This window comes from Microvirga yunnanensis (assembly GCF_025460875.1).
On record NZ_JAMXFI010000050.1, the window covers coordinates 1 to 17,001 of the forward strand.

A 17,001-nucleotide genomic window follows, 5' to 3' on the forward strand; every position below is an offset into this window, starting at 1 on the left:
GGCCCACCGCAGCCGCCATCGAACGCACGCTCCAGTGGGTCGCGCGCGGTGGTTTCTCGTGCAGGGTCAGATGGAGGACGCGCTGGATCACCGCGGCCGTGAGGGGCTTGCGCCCTGGTGGGCGGGTGGCGTCCTTGAGAAGCCCTTCGACGCCCGCCTGCGCATAGCGGCGGCGCCAGCGCCGCACCGTCAGCGTGCTCGTGCCGACGCGGGCGGCCACCTCGGTGGCGCGCAGACCCTCGCCCGTCAGCAGAACAATCCGAGCCCGCCAGACCACCTTCTGAGGGGTGTTGCGGTCACGGACCAGGGTCGCCAGGCGCTGCCGATCGGCGGCGGGAACCTCAATGCGTTCGATCTTGCCCATCCTGGCAGCATCGCACGTCAGACCAGATTTCGGAATCACCCGTCAGTGACAGAACACTAGTGAATACCGGGTCCACTTTTCGCTGACGCGGCCTGCTGGGTCCGCACGATGCGCTGTCATGTTGGAGCCGACCGTGGGCGCCTTCCCGCCCACGGTCGGGACCATGAAACGATCGGCGATCGACGGCTTCCCCGGAGCAGACGTCCTCAAGAAGGGCGCGTGCTCCGTCAGCGGACAAGACGTTGCGGCTCGATCACAGGCCCGAGGCCGGCGAGGTCCTGGGCCTTACCTCTGGCTCGGGTTGAAGTGCTTCTTCAGCTTATGCCCATAGGCACCGTAATCCTTCTGCAGAGCCTCGGTGCCGGCCGCGAAGGCAGTCACCTTCTGCGGGAAGCGCGTCTCGAACATGAATGCCATCGTGCCTTCCAGCCGATGAGGTTTGAGTTCTACGTTGCTCGCCTTCTCGAACGCGTCGACATCCGGCCCATGGGGCAGCATCATATTGTGGAGCGATATCCCTCCCGGCACGAAGCCTCCCCCGGTCTTCGCATCGTAAACGCCGTAGATCAGACCCATGAACTCGCTCATCACGTTCATGTGGTACCACGGCGGGCGGAACGTGTTTTCCGCCACCAGCCAGCGATCCGGGAAAATGACGAAATCGATGTTGGCCGTGCCCGGTGTTTCGGACGGTGAGGTCAGGACGGTGAAGATCGATGGGTCGGCATGGTCGTACAGCACCGGCCCCACGGGTGAGTAGCGCCGAAGATCATATTTGTAGGGGGCGTAGTTGCCGTGCCAGGCCACCACGTCAAGCGGCGAGTGGTCCATGTCGGCGACCCAGAGCGCCCCTCCCCATTTCACATACATCTTGGATGGCACGTCCTTATCCTCGTAGGCTGCCACGGGCGTGAGGAAGTCGCGGGGGTTGGCCAGGCAGTTGGCGCCGATGGGTCCACGCTCCGGCAGCGTGAAGGCGCCACCGTAATTCTCGCAAAGATATCCCCGCGCCGGTCCATGCGAGAGCTCGACCCGGATCTTCACGCCTCGCGGGATAACCGCGATCTCGCCCGGCTCGATGTCGATGATGCCGAACTCCGTCCACAGGCGGATGCTACCCTGTTGCGGCACGAACAGCATCTCGCCATCGGCATTGTAGAAATATTCGTCCTCCATGGAGCGGGTGATCAGGTAGACATGGGCCCCCATCCCGGCCTGAGAGCCGGCATCGCCCGCCGTGGTGATGGTGTGGATGCCCTCCAGGAAGGATACGCTCTCCGTTGGCAACGGGATCGGGCTCCAGCGCATGGGCGCGATGGGCACCTCGACCTCGACCGCGGGCGCCGTGCGCCACAGACCGATCTCCGCCTTCCGGAACTCGCCCCAATGGGTCACGGTTGGTCGGATCCGGTAGAGCCAAGAACGCTCGTTGGTGGTGCGAGGGGCCGTAAATGGAGACCCTGACAGCTGCTCCGCATAGAGGCCGTACGAGCATTTCTGAGGGGAGTTCCGGCCGATGGGAAGAGCCCCGGGCAGCGCTTCCGTCTCGAAGCCGTTGCCGAAGCCCGACATGTAGCCCGGCCGGATGGCGCTCTCCAGCCGATCAGCCCTCTCGTTCTGCAAAGACGGATTCTGGACATTCATGATCGTGACCTCCACAATTGGTCACGATTGTAACTGTCATTTTTGTAACCAACAACGCCATGGCCAAACTTCAGCTCGAGCGGTTCCTTCCTTATCGGCTCAACCGACTCGCTTCAGCGGTGTCGCAGGACTTCCGATCCATCTACGGCCCCCATCACGACCTGACGATCCCGGAATGGCGGGTGCTGGCCACGCTTGGCCAGTTCGAGGAGCTCAGCGCCAAAGAAATCGGTCGACACTCGTCCATGCACAAGACGAAAGTCAGCCGGGCCGTCCGGACCCTGGAGGAGAGACGGTGGCTCAAGCGCCGCGGCAGTGAACAGGACAGACGGGAGGAGATCCTGACCCTCACGGCAGATGGTCAGAGGGCCTATCGCGATATCGTCCCAAAGGCCGTGGCATTCGAACGCCGCATTCTGGACGATCTCGGAACGCAAGCCGAGCCGCTCCTGACCGTGTTGGAGCGGCTCGAGCACATATTCCGGGTGCGCTGAGCCGGGTCGAACGCGGCACATCGTCGGAAGCGCCATGGTTTCCGAAACCACGGCGCTCCTTTGACGCGTTCAGCGAGGCGTGACGTCGAAGCCGAAATATTTCATTGAGAGCTTTTCGATCGTTCCATCGGCCTTCGCTTCGGTGATGGCCTTGTCAAACATGGCTTTCAGCTCCGGATCGCTCTTGCGCAGGCCGACTGAGCTGCCGCGACCGAGCATGCCTCCCTGGAACCGCGGCCCTACGAGCGTCATCTCCTCGTTGCCGACCTTGGCGGCGGCGCCGGACAGGTACGCCGTCGACGCCATGATCGCGTCGATGCGCCCGGCCGTGAGATCGAGATCATGTTGCTCGGTCGTCTTGTATTCGCGGATCTCGGCGGTGCCCTTCAAGTATTTGTCGAGAAAATTCGCCGCGATCGACGACCCCTGCACGCCGATCGTCTTGCCTTTCAGGATCGGCTTGAGTTCCTCCACCGCGGCGGCGGCTCCTGCTTCATTGGTCGCCAATGAAAAGATCTTGCCGTTCAGGGGCATGGTCGCAAGCGGGCTCGACTTGAGAACGGCAAAGGTCTGACCCGTGGTGCCATAGGGCTGAGTGAAGGCCATGACCTCTTCACGCTTGGCGGTCGCCGACATTCCGGCCATGATCGCGTCGAATTTGCCGGCGTTCAGCGCCGGTATGATGCCGTCGAAGGACTGAGCCTCGATCGTGCACTCGACTTTCATACGCTTGCACAGATCTTGGTAGAGATCGATCTCGAAACCATCGAGCGTTCCATCGGGCTTCGTGAAATTCCAAGGCGCGAAGGCCCCCTCCGTGGCGATCCGAACCTTCGTCCATGTCTTTTCCTGCGCCATCGCACCCGTCCCGAGGACAAGTGTCGCGCCGGTGAGCGCGAGCGCCAGAATCTTCCCGATTGTCTTCATGGTCTTCCCTCTGTTAGCCGTAGAGATGTGTGTTGTCGTGGAACGAACGGGCTGGATTTGACAGCAGCCACGAACCATCCTGCCGAGGCTTCATCTATTCCATTGCGCCGACAGGCGGGTTCACGTCATCCGGAATGGGATTCACGAAGGGCGTGCCGGCTAGTCGCTCACGCAGGTCAGCCTTCGCCGCGGCGATCAACGATGGGGTGAGGAAGAGATCGACCGCCGTTCCGGCCATGACCTTGGCCGCATGTTCCATTCCCTTGTGAGCCGCAGGCGCTTTTCCCTGCGCTACGAGCTGCCAGGAATGGCCAGGCGTGCCTATGGCGTAGGTGGCACCGCGCATCTGAACGGTCGGAACCACCCAGCTGACGGTTCCAACATCGGTGGATCCCACGAAAGATCCGTCACCACTGTCGGGCGGGAAGATCGTGTCGCAGAGAGGGACGCCCGTGCGTGGCTTGAGACCAAAGCGCGCGAAGGACGACTTGATGTCTTCATCGGTCAGAGTTTTTTGAATCTCTGCTGCGAAGGCCTTGTCCTGATCGTCAAAGATGGGGGGGCCGAGACGCTCCAGGTTCCGGTGCATGAGCTGCTCGAGCGGCGTGTTGCCGACGAGATTGGCATCTCCACTGACGATCTCGCTGCGGACCGTCGTCTCAGTCATGAGTGCCGCGCCTTCGGCAATCTTCTTCACCCGGCGAAGCAATCCTTGCATCTCCGGCAGGTCACGGGCACGAATCAGGTAACGCACCGTCGCGCTGGCCTGCACGACGTTCGGCGCCGAACCTCCGGTGTCGGTAATGGCATAATGGATGCGCGCCGTGCTCGGCATATGCTCGCGCATGTAGTTCACGCCAACGTTCATGAGTTCCACGGCATCGAGGGCGCTTCGCCCGAGGTGCGGCGACGCTGCCGCATGGGAGGCCCGCCCGCTGAAGTGAAAATTGATCTCGTTGCATGCCAGCGAGATCGGATTGTTCACACCTGCAAAGGGCGCCGGATGCCAGGAAATGGCGATATCGACGTCGTCGAATACTCCTGCCCGGACCATGAATCCCTTGGCAGACCCACCTTCCTCGGCCGGGCAGCCGTAATAGCGGATGCGCCCCTTCAAGCCATGGGCCTCCAGATAATCCTTCACAGCCGTGGCCGCCATCAACGAACCGCTTCCAAGCAGGTTATGACCGCACCCATGTCCATTGCCGCCCTCGGTGACGGGCTTCTTTTCCGCGAGTCCTGCGACTTGGCTGAGGCCTGGCAGGGCATCGTACTCGCCCAGAATGGCGATGACGGGCCCGCCTTCGCCCGCCTCGCCCATGACGGCCGTCGGGATACCGGCGACGTTTCGAGCGATGCGAAAACCCTGCTGTTCAAGAACCGCCATGTGCTCGGCACAGGAGCGGCGCTCTTCGAAGTTCAACTCGGGCATGTCCCATACGCGATCGCTGAGGTCAAAAAAGATACCTCGTTTCGCTTCGACCAGGCCCCAGACATCCGAGACGTTTTTTCCAGACACGCGCCACCCTCTTCTTCCCATGGTCGACCTGAAGCTGCATTCCTGATTGTCGACTCAGGGGCACAATTTCCGCCAAAATTGGTGCCAATATCATGCATGCTGGTTGCAAGGATGCAAGGGGGGAGACGACAATCCGTTTGGCGGCGCCGAATTTTCTGCCTAAAGAAGAAGCAATGCCTAACCCGATCGTTGCGACATCATGACATGACTGGAACAGAATCTCGCTCAAAGAAGGCTTGGATGACTGTCGCGGACCTGATCGCTCGCGACGTCAGAGCAGGCACATTCGCTCCAGGCACATGGTTGAAGCAGATCGATCTCGAACATCGCTATCGGTTCGGTCGACCGGATGTAAGGCGTGCGCTCGATTATCTTGCGCAGAAGCGTCTGGTGCAGCATGTCCCCAATCGCGGCTACCATGTCGTTCTGCCGGACAGCGACCAGACCGCCCATATTCTCGAGCTGCGCGTAATTCTTGAAACAGCCGCTGTCGACAGCATCGTGGCCCATGCGACGCCTGAGGCGATCAGGGGAATAGAAACGCTTGCCCGGAAGTTCGATGAGCTGATTCTCCATGGAACGGTCCTCGAGCAATACGAAGCCAATCTCGCCTTCCACCACGAGCTGCTCAGTCTGTGCTCAAATCCGGAGCTCCTCACTCTTGTAACGGATCTCCGCAGCAGGACGTCCTCTGCATTGGCCGGTCAATGGAGCACACGGGCGCGCGTCGAGCAGTCGAGCCGAGAGCATCACCAGATGATCAAGGCCCTTGACGCGCGAGACGCTCAGCAGCTCAAAGACATCATCACGCGGCACATCCGCCAGCCGAAAGAGCGATGAAGAGGCGGGGCGCGTTGGGAATCATGCGTTCGCAACGAGCGGTCTGAGATTCCCACCCTCGACAAACGCTTCCAACACGGCCCCGAGCTTCCCGACATCCTTTAAATAGGGAAAGGTATTGTGTCCCGTTCCCAGTTCTATGATTTCGGTGCGCGGGAACTCGCCCAGTCGGCGCGCGACGCGCATGTCAAATGCATTCTGCTTGCCAACCAGAACCGTGATTGAGCTCTTGGAGTTCGAAAACAGGACGGGGGTCAGATCCCCGCATTCGAGCAGCGTGCTCCCTAAATGACGGATGCTGAGACTGCCGGGAGTGTTCAGGATGATCTCCGGAGCAGAGGCCAAGATGCGATCAGCCCCAACGCCGACGCCGATGCCCAACGCGGGGAATGCTCCCATCGAATGTCCCAGACACAGGATTTCGTGGTCGTAGAAACTCGTTTTCACATCCTGGAGGAACGCGAGAAGCCCCGAATAGGAAGAGGCGACTCCCGGGACCCCTGTCTGATACCACTGGCTCAAACCCGGATTCAAGAAGAGCTTCTTACAGTCGATATGGCGAAGAAAATTGGGATGCGACCGCGTTCCAAGCGTCTGGTTGATATATGCGAAGACGATCAGCAGCTTCTTGCGATCGGAATCCTGCTCGAAGATCAGGTGGTCCGAATTTTCAATGAAGTTCGATCGAGTTCCGATCCGTTCTTGCGACACTACAGGATCATTCCTTACCCACCTTCACCGCCTGTTGCCGGCATTCACCCGCCTCGACGGAGGCGGCCGGAACCTCGGCCGCTCGTCTTCGGACGTGGCGTTCTTCAATCAGCTGCTGGAACGCCCCGCATCGAGCCAGGGAAGCCCGCTCTGCCGAAGAGCTGCGCATGGCTTCCAGAGCGCTTCGGGGTGAGCGCACGACTGCAACGAAATTCGATCAGTCATCCGAGCCCATGTCGCGATAGCGAACGGCGCTGCTCCATGTCTGCTCGATGCGCTTCAGCGTCCTGAATGTGGTTTCCAGGTCGCGCATCTCCGCCTCGTTTCGCGCCACAAGCTGCTGATAGGCTTTGTCGTTCCGCCTGATCAGGTCGCACAAGGCCCGCCCTTTCTCCGACAGACGGATGCGTGCGGACCGGCGATCCCGCTCCGAGGCTGTGCGAATGACATATTCGGCTTCGACGAGCCGCTTCAGACTGTAAGACGCATTCGAGCCGAGATAATAGCCACGCTCGATCAGGTCGCGAACCGACAGCTCGTTCGACCCGATGGTGAACAGCATCATCACCTGGGACGGACTCAAGTCGTCGATGCCGGCTTCAATCAAATCGGCTCGCACGAGGTCGAGCGAACGCCGATGCAATCTCTCGATAACCCTGACGATCTCGATATGGGTGATACCTGTCTGCTCTGCCTGAGGAGCCTCAGGGCTCTCCGCGCGGCGCGCCGGCTCGACATTCCTCCGGTGGAGCGCCTGCAACGTTGCCGGAAGTTTGGACTCCGACTCATCCTGAGCGACAATCCAAGGCAAGGAGTTTGATATATTTTGCACATTATACCCCGTTATCGTTCAATTAAATTAGTTCGAAATTCGAACTAATTTAATATTTCTCTTGGCGTTGGCTATTTATCCAAGAAGTTATTTGGACAAACGGACAGACCTTATTGTCGTTTCCACTGCCAGAGCCTTTTTATTGTTAGGCGAATCATACTTTATGGGTAGACGTTCTGCCATCAGTGATTCATAAATTCCTTCGAATAACTTTTAGGCAAAATTGAGATCTGCCGCATCATTGCCTCTTTTGGAGTCACTTCTGCATGACGAAAATGGCCCATCCAGAAGCCGCCGAAACCCTCCACCAAGGGCGCAGAGCGTTTGCAAGCGGGATCGCCTATGCGGGGGCCCTGAGCGCCATCATCAACGTGCTTCAGCTGACGGTTCCTCTCTTCATGCTGCAGGTTCATGACCGTGTCGTGAACAGTCAAAGCACGGACACGCTGATCATGCTGATCATCGTCTCCGTCATCGGCCTGGCCATCTATTGCATCCTCGATTATGTGCGCGCCCTCACCTATCAGGTCATGGCGAGCAAGCTGATCAGAAAACTGAACCTTCCCGTCTTGGAGGCCGCCATATCCGCCTCGGTCACGAAGGGGATCTCCAAGTCCAGTCAAGCGATCCGTGATCTCAACGACATTCGGTCATTTATCGTTGGGAACGCCATCAGTGTTCCGCTGGAGGCATTTTGGGCACCCATCTTCCTTGCCGTCCTGTTTGCCCTCCATTGGCTTTATGGCCTGGTCGCCCTGACTTCGGCCGTCATCATCATCTCTCTCAGCCTGCTGTCCGATTTTCTGACGCGCCGAGCCATGAAGCGCGCCAATGAGTCCTCTCTGCACAACATCAGCGAAATCGGCGGCACCCTTCGCCATGCTGAGGCGGTCGAAGCCATGGGAATGCTTCCGGCCCTCTCGGAGCGTTGGCGGCTGTCCCAATTGCACACGCAGGACCTTCTCGATGTGGTGACACGGCGCAGCCGAGCCATGGCATCGTTCACCCGGACCTGCCGCTATGTCATGCAGATCGCGGTTCTGTCGGTCGGCGCGATCCTGGTCATCCGACAGGAAGTCAGCCCAGGGTCGATGGTGGCCTCGAGCATTATCATGGGTCGCATGCTTCTGCCCTTCGACTCCATGGTCGACGGCTGGCGACAATGGGTGCTTGCCATGGCGGCCTGGAAGAATGTGAAGGCGCTTCTCGAACATCAAGCCCCCAAGCGTGAAACCAAGCCGACACCGCGCACTCAGGGCGAACTCACGGTCGACCGGCTGGTCTTTGCCCCTCCCGGCTCAGATGTGCCCGTGCTCAAAGGGCTCTCGTTCACCCTGCGCCCTGGCGAGGTGCTCGGCATCGTCGGTCCCTCGGCGGCCGGCAAGTCCACTCTTGCCAGGACGTTGATCGGGGTGATCAAGCCGACATCCGGCGGCGTCTATCTCGACGGCAACAACGTTTATCTCTGGGAGCGCGGTTCCTTCGGCGACATGGTCGGCTACTTGCCACAGAGCGTGTCGCTTCTCGACGGGACGATCAGGGACAACATCGCCCGTATGCGGGAAGCCGACCCCCGTCTGGTGCTGGAAGCGGCCCGCCTCGCCGACGTTCATGACATGATCGGCCGCCTTCCCCTTGGGTACGATACGATGCTGGGAGATGGCGGCCACGCCCTCTCAGGGGGCCAGCGGCAGCGGATCGGGCTCGCACGGGCAGTCTACGGCAGGCCGCGCCTGATCGTTCTCGACGAACCAAACTCCAATCTCGATACCGACGGCGAACGGGCCCTCGTACGGACTATCGAGACCCTGCGTGCGGATGGAGCGATCATCATCCTGATCGCACACCGACCTTCCGTCATGCAGGCCGCCGACAAGCTCATGGTCCTGCAGGAGGGCAGGATCAGCCAATTCGGCCCGCGAACTTCAGTCGTCAGCGCAATCACGCCCGGCGAGAAGCCGATGGCCGCCGTGAAGGGAAGCGCATGAAGAAGCGTTCAGACATGATGGTGCGGACACAATCGCGCCCCACGCCAACCATGGTCGCGGATCTCGAACCGGCGAAAGACCGCTTCCGATCTCGGGATCCTGGCGAACCTTCCTATCGTGGCCCAGTGATTGCCGGCCTGGCGACCATCTTCCTTGGTCTCGGAGGCCTCACCACGTGGGCCTTCTCAGCCCATCTCGACAGCGCCGCGATTGCAGCCGCCACAGTCGTGGTCGATTCCAAGCGCAAGACCATCAGCCATCTCGAAGGCGGGATTCTCAAAACGCTGCTTGCCCGCGAGGGAGAGATCGTGCAGGCCGGGCAGCCGCTCCTCCGCCTTGACGATACGCGGGCAAAGGCCGAGTTGGAGCAGTTGCGCTCCAGGCGGATCGGCCTGGAGGCGAGGCTCGTGCGCCTTCGAGCCGAGCAGTCCGGGCTGGAGGATCTCACCTTTCCCGAGAACCTGATCCAGGCCGGTGGGCCGACGGCAGAGGAGATCCTGAAGGCCGAGCGAAAGGTCTTCAGGGCCCGGCGCGAGATGTTCGATCGCCGCGTCGATATTCAGCGCAAGACGATCGAGCAGCAGGTGGCGGAACTCCAGGCCGTGAAGTCTCAGACCGACGCGAATACCCGCCAATCGGAACTGCTCGACCGGGAGCTCAAGGCCATCGCGAGCCTCGTCGAAAAGGGCTATGCGCCGCGTCCGCGCCTTACGGAGATGCAGACACGAGAAAGTCAGCTCCAGGGCAACGCTGGCGAACTGGCGTCCCGCAAGGCGAAAGCCGAACAGGCCAAGGCTGCGGCGGAGCTGGAGATTCTTTCTCTCGGCAACGACTTTCAGCAGCAGGTCGCTTCGGACATCCAGACCGCGCAACTCGAACTGGCCGACACGGTCGGACGGATAGACGCCGCGACCGATGTCTTGCGGCGTATCGAGATCGTCTCCCCTGAGAGAGGCATCGTGACGAATATCCGCTCCCATACCCTCGGCAGCGTCATCGGCGCCGGACAGCCCATTCTCGATATCGTACCCGAGAACGAGCCATTGATCGTCGAGGCGAAGATCGGCCTGCGTGACGTCGATTCTGTCCGAGTTGGCGCACCGGTCCAAATCCGGCTGACAGCCTATAACAGCCGCAGCACCCCGCCTCTCGCGGGAAAGCTGACCTACCTTTCGGCCGACCAGCAGATGGACGATCGCAACAATTATGCCTACTTCGTCGCACGCGCTGAAATCGAACCGGAAAGCCTCAAGGCGAATTCCACCACGACCCTCTACCCCGGAATGCCCGCAGAGGTCCTGATCATCAACAAGCCGAGACGCGCCATCGATTACCTGCTGGCTCCAATCACTGAAAGCTTCGACCGAGCCTTCAGGGAGGAATAGTCCGACATTCGGCACGAGCGACATTTGGGCGGTTTCCTGCCGCAAGTCAGCGACAGGCCGCACCCGAAATTTCGTTCGAATTTCGAACTAAATCCCTTTCATTCAAGAAATAAGATCATACTAAACATAAATAATATTGTCCTAAAACTAGCGATAATTGCACGTAAATCCGAAATACTACTTTAGTATTTACAATAACTACTTATTGCTATACTTGATGTCTGCCGGGACATTCTCGACATAGGCACTTCCCGGAAATCTCCTTGCGCAGAAAGCGCTTCATTTTGGCTCGAACATGCAACCGGGCGCGTCGCGGCTTGCCCGGTGCTGACAATAAGGATGAGAGATATGGCGACTATTGGCGGTGGAGCCTCAAGCGATTCCTTGCATGGCACCTCAGGCGCGGACGTGATCTTCGGACATGGCGGCGACGACCTGATCCTCGGCGGCGGAGACAGTGACGCTCTCTCCGGTGGAACGGGAGCCGATGTTCTCTTCGGCGGATCCGGAGACGATTGGATCTCTGGTGGCGCCGATGACGACGTTCTGTTCGGCGGCGTCGGAGCCGACGTGCTTCAGGGTGATGCCGGGAACGACATCCTGTTCGGCGGCAACAGCGACGATGTTCTGCTCGGCGGCGGCGGCGACGACTATCTCCGTGGCGGCAACGGAAACGATATTCTGCGCGGTGGCGACGGGAGCGATGTCCTGGAAGGCGGTTCCGGCGACGACATCCTCCAGGGCGGCGCTGGTGACGACATCCTGCGCGGCGGATCCGGGAACGAAATCTTGGATGGCGGCGCAGGCGACGACGTTCTTCATGGTGGCGCTGGAGGCGACACATTCGTCTTCAGCGGCGGCGGCGGCAACGATGTCGTCCTCGACTTCAAAGCCGGTCAGGACATTTTGCAGATCTCCAAGGGGATCAATGGAACCGACATCGCATCGGCCGATGACCTTGCCGGCCGCGTCCACCAGGTCGGCAGCAATACGATTGTCGATCTCGGCAATGGCGACACGATCACTCTCGTGAACGTGAACGCCGACGATATCAACAGCAACCCGAGCGATTACTTCTCGGTTCACTGATCCGCTTCTCCCCTAACGAGCGGATGCCGCGGAACCTTCTGCGGCATCCCACCAAACCCAATGGAGACAGGAAGCGATGGCGCATCTTGCCATGCTCACATCACCGGCTGGTGACCTTGGCTCCCCGCAGATGGCATCTCTCGGGCGAGACGTTGTTCTGCTCACCTGGGACATGCCGCGCAGCGAGCGGGGGTCCCCGTCGAGCCTCAGGTGCGACGGCCAAGACGTTTGGCCCTCCGCGTCGCTTCGTCTCTCCTTGTCCGGCGGAGGAGAACGCCTCTTCTGGGTGTTCCAGCGGCCTGTCGGCGAATGTCCAGACATGGATGTGCGCCTCGAAACGCGCGGATTTGAAACGGCCGTCACCATCGATGCCGATGCGGCGCTTCCCCCTGTCGACGTCGATAGCATCATCGGCGGTCTCGACAGCCATGGTCGCGTAGCCCTCGCGTCCGCGCTGTTCAACGTGTGGGGCACGATGTTCCGCCTCCGCCGTGAGAGGGCCTTCATCGATCTTCTCGGCGACATTCTCTCGCAGATGGCTCCGGCCCCCGGACCGGCCGTCGCCGTTGCGCAGATCGCCAATGAATTTCTCCTGGCGCGCACATCGCTCGTCGCGGGCTTCGGCAAGATCGACGCGATCTATACATTCGGCAGGCATGGACCGACGCACATTCATGGCACTCCTCACAGGGTTCCCGATGTCAAGGATGGCCGGGAGGTCATCCACCTCCTGATCGATCGGGCGCGAATTCCTGCCGACGATCCTCTCCTCATTCTGATCGGCCCCGGGGGCCTTTCCATCCGACGCCTGCTCAAGCCGGATGCGCGCCTTCCGTCCATCGAACGCTGGTTCCACGAGCAGGCGCATGCAGCGCCCAGCCTGCGCGAGCACGTGCTAAGGGAGATCGGTGCTCGCTCCGAGGCGGGGCCGGCCTATGCACTCGAACTGCAGCTGCGGTCGCCTCTGCGCCCCCGCCGGCTTTCGAGCAGTCCCACGGCCCCATCGGCCGAGATCGTCTCTGCGCTGGCGACATCCGCAGGCACTCTCGTGACCGGTTGGTACCGTGATCCAGTCAACCTGTTCGCAGGGATCGAAGCCAGCGGACCTGAGGGCGAGCCGCTTGATCTGACGAGAAATCTGTTCACCTTTCCGGTTGAAGTCGCCGGGCCGACGAAAGGGTCCCGCCTTGCGGCGACGGGCTTCGCTGTCTTGGCCCCGACCGGCGCGGGAGCGGTGCAGAACCTTCAACCGCGCTTTCATCTTCGCCTGAAATCGGGCGCACGCCATTCTCTTGTTCCGCATCCTCAACCTGCCGATCCCGCCGAGGCTCGCGCGATGGCTTTGCGGGCCGTTCCGGCGCAGCACGTCGACCAGGCCGTCCTTACGCAGGTTCTCAGACCGGCCATCGCCGATCTGCACGCCGCGGTCCAGAACCGAATCGGGCGCCACACGGTCCGAAGGATCGGCGTCTCTCATCAACGCCCGAAAGCGTCGATGATCATCCCGCTCTACCGAAACCTGGAGTTTCTTCGCTTCCAGATTGCGGCCTTTGCGTCCGATCAATGGATTCGTGCACATGCGGAGCTGGTCTATGTGCTCGACTCGCCCGAGCAGGCTCAGGAGGTTGAGCATCTCCTGGGCGGCCTTCATCTCATTTACGGTCTTCCCCTCGTTCTCGTCATCATGGAGAGGAACGGCGGATACGCCCGCGCCAACAATGTTGGTGTGTCCGTTGCTCAGGGCGAGGTTCTGGCACTGGTCAATTCCGACATCATTCCAGTCTCTCCGGGATGGCTGGAAGCCATGGCTTCGCGTCTGAACGGACGCCGCCGTATCGGCGCCGTTGGACCGAAACTTCTCTTTGAGGACGGATCGATCCAGCACGCGGGCATGTACTTCTCGCAGGATCATCGCGGCTACTGGCTCAACCAGCATTTTCACAAGGGCATGCCGCGCGACTACGCTCCGGCCTGCGAGGAGCGCGTGGTACCGGCCGTAACCGGCGCCTGCCTCGTCACGACGAGAGCATTATTCGAATCCGTCGGGGGCTTCACGGAGGACTATGTGGTCGGAGATTACGAAGACAGCGATCTCTGCCTCAAAATAACCATGACGGAGCGCAAGATCGCCTACGTCCCCGACATCGAACTCTACCATCTCGAACGGAAGTCGATGTCTCTCAACGCCGAGTACATGCGCGGGATCGCCTGGCAGTACAATTGCGCTCTTCATACTGAGCGCTGGCGCGAAGTCATGATCACCGCAATGCAGACAGGACGTCCTCGCAAAGGAAGGAATGCCGCCATATGAATGCGCAGTTCGATCTCACGAACGCCTCGCGTGCACCGAAGCCGATTCCGGATGTGGACTTGGGCCTCAAGAGCCTGATGGAAGAAATCAGGCAGAATGATTCCCTTCCGGCTCCGCCGCCGGAGAACGTCTTCGTGGGTGATGGGGATTACCGCGCGATCGGCGCCGAGTATCTCGGCCACTTCATTCGCCTCGGCGGACTTCTGCCTTCCGAGTCCGTACTCGACGTCGGATGCGGAATCGGCCGAATGGCCGTTCCTCTGACGCAGTACCTCGATCCAGAGACAGCTCTCTACGAGGGCGTGGATCCCGTCAATGCGGGCATCGAGTGGTGCGTGCAGAACATTACCGCGTCCTATCCGAACTTCCGGTTCTGCCGCGTGGATGTCGCTCACGAGCTGTACAACCCTGGCGGGGCAATCGCCGGACATGAGATCGTCCTGCCGTTTTCCGACGCGAAGTTCGACTTTGTCACGATGGTGTCGGTGGCGACTCATCTGCCGGAGGGGGAGATTTCCGCATACGCGCGTGAGGTCATGCGCCTGCTGAAACCCGGCGGACGCCTGTTCCTGACCGCCTTCGTCGTCGCCGCAGGAGACCCGGACAGGCAGGCAGCCCGTCCGCGCTTCACGCGGGGGAAGACTCCCGGCACATGGTACGGCGATCCTTCGGCGCCACTCGGTGCCATCGGCTTCGATGCCGGAATCATCGAGGACATCCTGACGAAGGCCGGCCTCCAGATCCGCCGCCTGAGCCTCGGCCATTGGCGCGGTATCGCGAGCGATCACTACCAGGATGTCATCATTGCCGTGAAGCCGGAGTAGACCCCGTGACAACACGCGTTCTGGTCGTTGCCCACAATCACCCGGATTTTCACCCCGGCGGGACGGAGATCCTCGCTCATGATCTCTTCCGTGAGTACCGCTCGCGTCCTGACGTCGAAGCGCTGTTCCTGGCGGCCACGAACAATCTCCATCGTGGTCAAAGGCCGGGAACGAGCTTCCAGTCGCCCAGTGGAGCCCCGGACGAAGTCGTCATGTGGTGCGGTCATTTCGACCAGTTCAACCTGAGCCAGATCGATGCTTACGGCGTCGTGCCTCATCTGGTCAGCCTGCTCGAGGATTTTCGTCCTGACATCGTGCACATCCATCACGTCCTGCTCGTCGGGGTGGAGTTCATCGCACTCGTGCGCCGTATTCTTCCGAACACTCGCATCGTGATGACGCTCCACGACTACTATCCCATCTGCGCCCATGACGGGCTGATGATGCGGACGGCAGGGAAGGAACGATGCGACCGTGCAACGCCCCATCGCTGCAACGGGTGCTTCCCGCACATCTCGGCGGATCGGTTTCTCCTGCGAGAGATGTATGTTCGGACACATCTCGACCAGGTTCACCGGTTCGTTGCTCCCAGCCGCTTCCTCAAGGAGCGATTTGTGGCCTGGGGGGTGCCGTCCGGTTCGATCGAGGTCATCCCGAACGGTCGGCCTGCCGTCGTTCCCACGCCCCATCGGGCGGCTCCTTCGGGCAGGCGGGCCGTATTCGGATATTTCGGCAACCTCAACCCTTGGAAGGGCATTCCCGTTCTCCTCAAGGCGGCCCAGCGTCTCATCGCGGACGGCGTCAGTGACTTCGAGCTTCGCCTGCATGGCGGCGCGCCCTTCCAGGCCAAGGAGTTCGTCGCGAAGGTCGACAGTCTTCTCGACGAGACGGAGCGTCAGGTTGTGAGGCTCGGGCCCTACGGGCGTGAGGACATTCCTGGCCTCATGGCTGCCGTCGACTGGGTCGTGGTGCCGTCGGTCTGGTGGGAGAACGCTCCGCTGGTGATCCAGGAGGCGTTCGCACATCGGCGCCCCGTCATCGCGAGCGGCATAGGCGGAATGGCGGAAGCCGTCCGGGACGGGATCGACGGTCTGCATGTCCGTCCCGATGATCCATCCGTGCTCGCACGCACCATGCGTCAGGCCATGGAGACACCGGGCCTCTGGGAGAGCCTCGTGAAGGGGATCAACCCGCCGGCCGACATGACGCAAGTCGCGGAATGCCACCTTTCTCTCTATCGCAGCCTCCTCAAAGGCGCCGATATCATCGAACTGAAGGCGAACGCCGCATGAGCACAGCACAGTCGAAGAACGCCGTGACCGTTCCCGTGGGCCCGCAGCTTCAGGGCCGCGTCGATGCTATCGAAGGGCGGCGCCTCTACGGATGGGTCTGGGATCGCGCACGCCCGACGGAACGTCTCCTCATTCGGATCACCCTGAATGGTGCGATCATCGCGTCGGCCACGGCTGACATGCCGCGCGTCGATCTGCGTCGCAACGGAATCGGCGACGGTGGATACGCCTTCGAAGTCGAGCTGCCCGACGGCGTCGGACAGGGTACGGCCGGCCTTGCAGTCATGGCGACCTCGCCCTCGACCGGCGAGGAACTCGTTCTACAGCCTCCGAGTCAGGACGAGCGCGCGGCCGAGGCCGCGATCAACGCGCCCCTGAACCGCGTGTTCGACCGGCTCGACCTGCTCATTGAAGCGCAAAGGCGATCTCAGGTTCTGCAGCGTGAGGCGGTCGAGAGCCTTCGGGGGACTTCGGCGCAGATCGGCGAGATCGTCGGCGAGGAGAATGGCATCGCGGCGGCTCTCGACGCCGTTCGGGCCAATCAATCTGACCTGGCCAAGAAGATATCCGATATCGAAGTCTTCCATATGCGCTTCGACCGGGTGCTGGCAGATTTCGGAAAGCAGATCGATGACCTTGGATCATCCGTCGATCGCCCGATGAAAAGGGCCGTCACGCTCTTGATGGCGTTCGGGGGAATTTCCGCCGTGAGCACCGTCGCGGCGCTTGTCGTCCTTCTCCGTCATCCTCCTTGGTGACCGCGCCTTGAGGCACGAGCGAA

At 60.9% G+C, this 17,001-nt stretch carries 15 protein-coding genes; 9 read left to right on the top strand and 6 right to left on the bottom strand.

The features are described 5' to 3' along the window. Nucleotides 1–364 (bottom strand): helix-turn-helix domain-containing protein (locus NF876_RS22590; protein WP_262270799.1); only part of this gene is annotated, 364 nt, incomplete at its 3' end. A gap of 285 nt (nucleotides 365–649) precedes the next feature. Beyond that, complete coding sequence (gene hmgA, locus NF876_RS22595; RefSeq protein ID WP_262270800.1) at nucleotides 650–2,008, bottom strand: homogentisate 1,2-dioxygenase; 1,359 nt, start codon at nucleotides 2,006–2,008, stop codon at nucleotides 650–652. Between the two features lie 59 nt (nucleotides 2,009–2,067). Between hmgA and NF876_RS22600 the strand changes: the two genes are divergently transcribed. Further along, nucleotides 2,068–2,502 carry a MarR family winged helix-turn-helix transcriptional regulator gene (locus NF876_RS22600; protein WP_262270801.1) on the top strand — a complete coding sequence of 145 codons (435 nt, stop codon included), beginning with the start codon at nucleotides 2,068–2,070 and terminating at the stop codon, nucleotides 2,500–2,502. Between the two features lie 69 nt (nucleotides 2,503–2,571). Here the strand turns inward: NF876_RS22600 and NF876_RS22605 are convergent, their stop codons facing one another. Together NF876_RS22605 and NF876_RS22610 are read right to left on the bottom strand one after the other, a co-directional pair. Beyond that, nucleotides 2,572–3,429, bottom strand: a complete 858-nt coding sequence (locus NF876_RS22605) for a transporter substrate-binding domain-containing protein (RefSeq protein WP_262270802.1) — start codon at nucleotides 3,427–3,429, stop codon at nucleotides 2,572–2,574. Between the two features lie 94 nt (nucleotides 3,430–3,523). Next, entirely contained in the window at nucleotides 3,524–4,969 is a 1,446-nt protein-coding gene (locus NF876_RS22610; RefSeq protein WP_262270803.1) for a M20 family metallopeptidase, read from the bottom strand. A 219-nt stretch (nucleotides 4,970–5,188) separates the two neighbouring features. On the opposite strand from NF876_RS22610, the gene NF876_RS22615 reads away from it, so the two are divergent. Further along, a complete protein-coding gene (locus NF876_RS22615; protein WP_315975064.1) occupies nucleotides 5,189–5,788 on the top strand; it encodes a GntR family transcriptional regulator in 600 nt (199 codons plus the stop codon). 21 nt (nucleotides 5,789–5,809) lie between these two features. Here NF876_RS22615 and NF876_RS22620 read toward each other — a convergent pair whose 3' ends face one another. Beyond that, nucleotides 5,810–6,499 (bottom strand): hypothetical protein, encoded by a 690-nt coding sequence (locus NF876_RS22620; RefSeq protein ID WP_262270804.1) that lies wholly within the window; start codon nucleotides 6,497–6,499, stop codon nucleotides 5,810–5,812. Nucleotides 6,500–6,716: 217 nt separating this feature from the next. Beyond that, nucleotides 6,717–7,310, bottom strand: a complete 594-nt coding sequence (locus NF876_RS22625) for a MarR family transcriptional regulator (protein ID WP_262270805.1) — start codon at nucleotides 7,308–7,310, stop codon at nucleotides 6,717–6,719. 287 nt (nucleotides 7,311–7,597) lie between these two features. Here NF876_RS22625 and NF876_RS22630 point away from each other — a divergent pair, with 287 nt between their 5' ends. From NF876_RS22630 to NF876_RS22660, 7 genes are all read left to right on the top strand, one after another. Then, nucleotides 7,598–9,319 (top strand): type I secretion system permease/ATPase, encoded by a 1,722-nt coding sequence (locus NF876_RS22630; protein WP_373696705.1) that lies wholly within the window; start codon nucleotides 7,598–7,600, stop codon nucleotides 9,317–9,319. After that, a complete protein-coding gene (locus tag NF876_RS22635) occupies nucleotides 9,316–10,704 on the top strand; it encodes an HlyD family type I secretion periplasmic adaptor subunit (RefSeq protein WP_262270806.1) in 1,389 nt (462 codons plus the stop codon). Before NF876_RS22630 ends, NF876_RS22635 begins: the two co-directional genes overlap by 4 nt. Before the next feature lie 348 nt (nucleotides 10,705–11,052). Further along, nucleotides 11,053–11,793 carry a calcium-binding protein gene (locus tag NF876_RS22640; protein ID WP_262270807.1) on the top strand — a complete coding sequence of 247 codons (741 nt, stop codon included), beginning with the start codon at nucleotides 11,053–11,055 and terminating at the stop codon, nucleotides 11,791–11,793. A 76-nt stretch (nucleotides 11,794–11,869) separates the two neighbouring features. Next, entirely contained in the window at nucleotides 11,870–14,104 is a 2,235-nt protein-coding gene (locus tag NF876_RS22645; RefSeq protein ID WP_262270808.1) for a glycosyltransferase, read from the top strand. Beyond that, complete coding sequence (locus tag NF876_RS22650; RefSeq protein ID WP_262270809.1) at nucleotides 14,101–14,928, top strand: class I SAM-dependent methyltransferase; 828 nt, start codon at nucleotides 14,101–14,103, stop codon at nucleotides 14,926–14,928. Before NF876_RS22645 ends, NF876_RS22650 begins: the two co-directional genes overlap by 4 nt. 5 nt (nucleotides 14,929–14,933) lie before the next feature. Next, nucleotides 14,934–16,220 (top strand): glycosyltransferase family 4 protein, encoded by a 1,287-nt coding sequence (locus tag NF876_RS22655; RefSeq protein ID WP_262270810.1) that lies wholly within the window; start codon nucleotides 14,934–14,936, stop codon nucleotides 16,218–16,220. Continuing rightward, nucleotides 16,217–16,978: a hypothetical protein gene (locus NF876_RS22660; protein ID WP_262270811.1), complete on the top strand. Its 762-nt coding sequence runs from the start codon at nucleotides 16,217–16,219 to the stop codon at nucleotides 16,976–16,978. The genes NF876_RS22655 and NF876_RS22660 overlap by 4 nt, the downstream gene beginning before the upstream one ends. Nucleotides 16,979–17,001 lie beyond the last annotated feature (23 nt).

Bases quoted from the DNA above. Each gene is read 5' to 3' on its own strand.
- hmgA (WP_262270800.1), bottom strand. From the start codon at position 2,008: ATGAATGTCCAGAATCCGTCTTTGCAGAACGAGAGGGCTGATCGGCTG.
- NF876_RS22600 (WP_262270801.1), top strand. From the start codon at position 2,068: ATGGCCAAACTTCAGCTCGAGCGGTTCCTTCCTTATCGGCTCAACCGA.
- NF876_RS22605 (WP_262270802.1), bottom strand. From the start codon at position 3,429: ATGAAGACAATCGGGAAGATTCTGGCGCTCGCGCTCACCGGCGCGACA.
- NF876_RS22610 (WP_262270803.1), bottom strand. From the start codon at position 4,969: ATGGGAAGAAGAGGGTGGCGCGTGTCTGGAAAAAACGTCTCGGATGTC.
- NF876_RS22615 (WP_315975064.1), top strand. From the start codon at position 5,189: ATGACTGTCGCGGACCTGATCGCTCGCGACGTCAGAGCAGGCACATTC.
- NF876_RS22630 (WP_373696705.1), top strand. From the start codon at position 7,598: ATGACGAAAATGGCCCATCCAGAAGCCGCCGAAACCCTCCACCAAGGG.
- NF876_RS22635 (WP_262270806.1), top strand. From the start codon at position 9,316: ATGAAGAAGCGTTCAGACATGATGGTGCGGACACAATCGCGCCCCACG.
- NF876_RS22640 (WP_262270807.1), top strand. From the start codon at position 11,053: ATGGCGACTATTGGCGGTGGAGCCTCAAGCGATTCCTTGCATGGCACC.
- NF876_RS22645 (WP_262270808.1), top strand. From the start codon at position 11,870: ATGGCGCATCTTGCCATGCTCACATCACCGGCTGGTGACCTTGGCTCC.
- NF876_RS22650 (WP_262270809.1), top strand. From the start codon at position 14,101: ATGAATGCGCAGTTCGATCTCACGAACGCCTCGCGTGCACCGAAGCCG.
- NF876_RS22660 (WP_262270811.1), top strand. From the start codon at position 16,217: ATGAGCACAGCACAGTCGAAGAACGCCGTGACCGTTCCCGTGGGCCCG.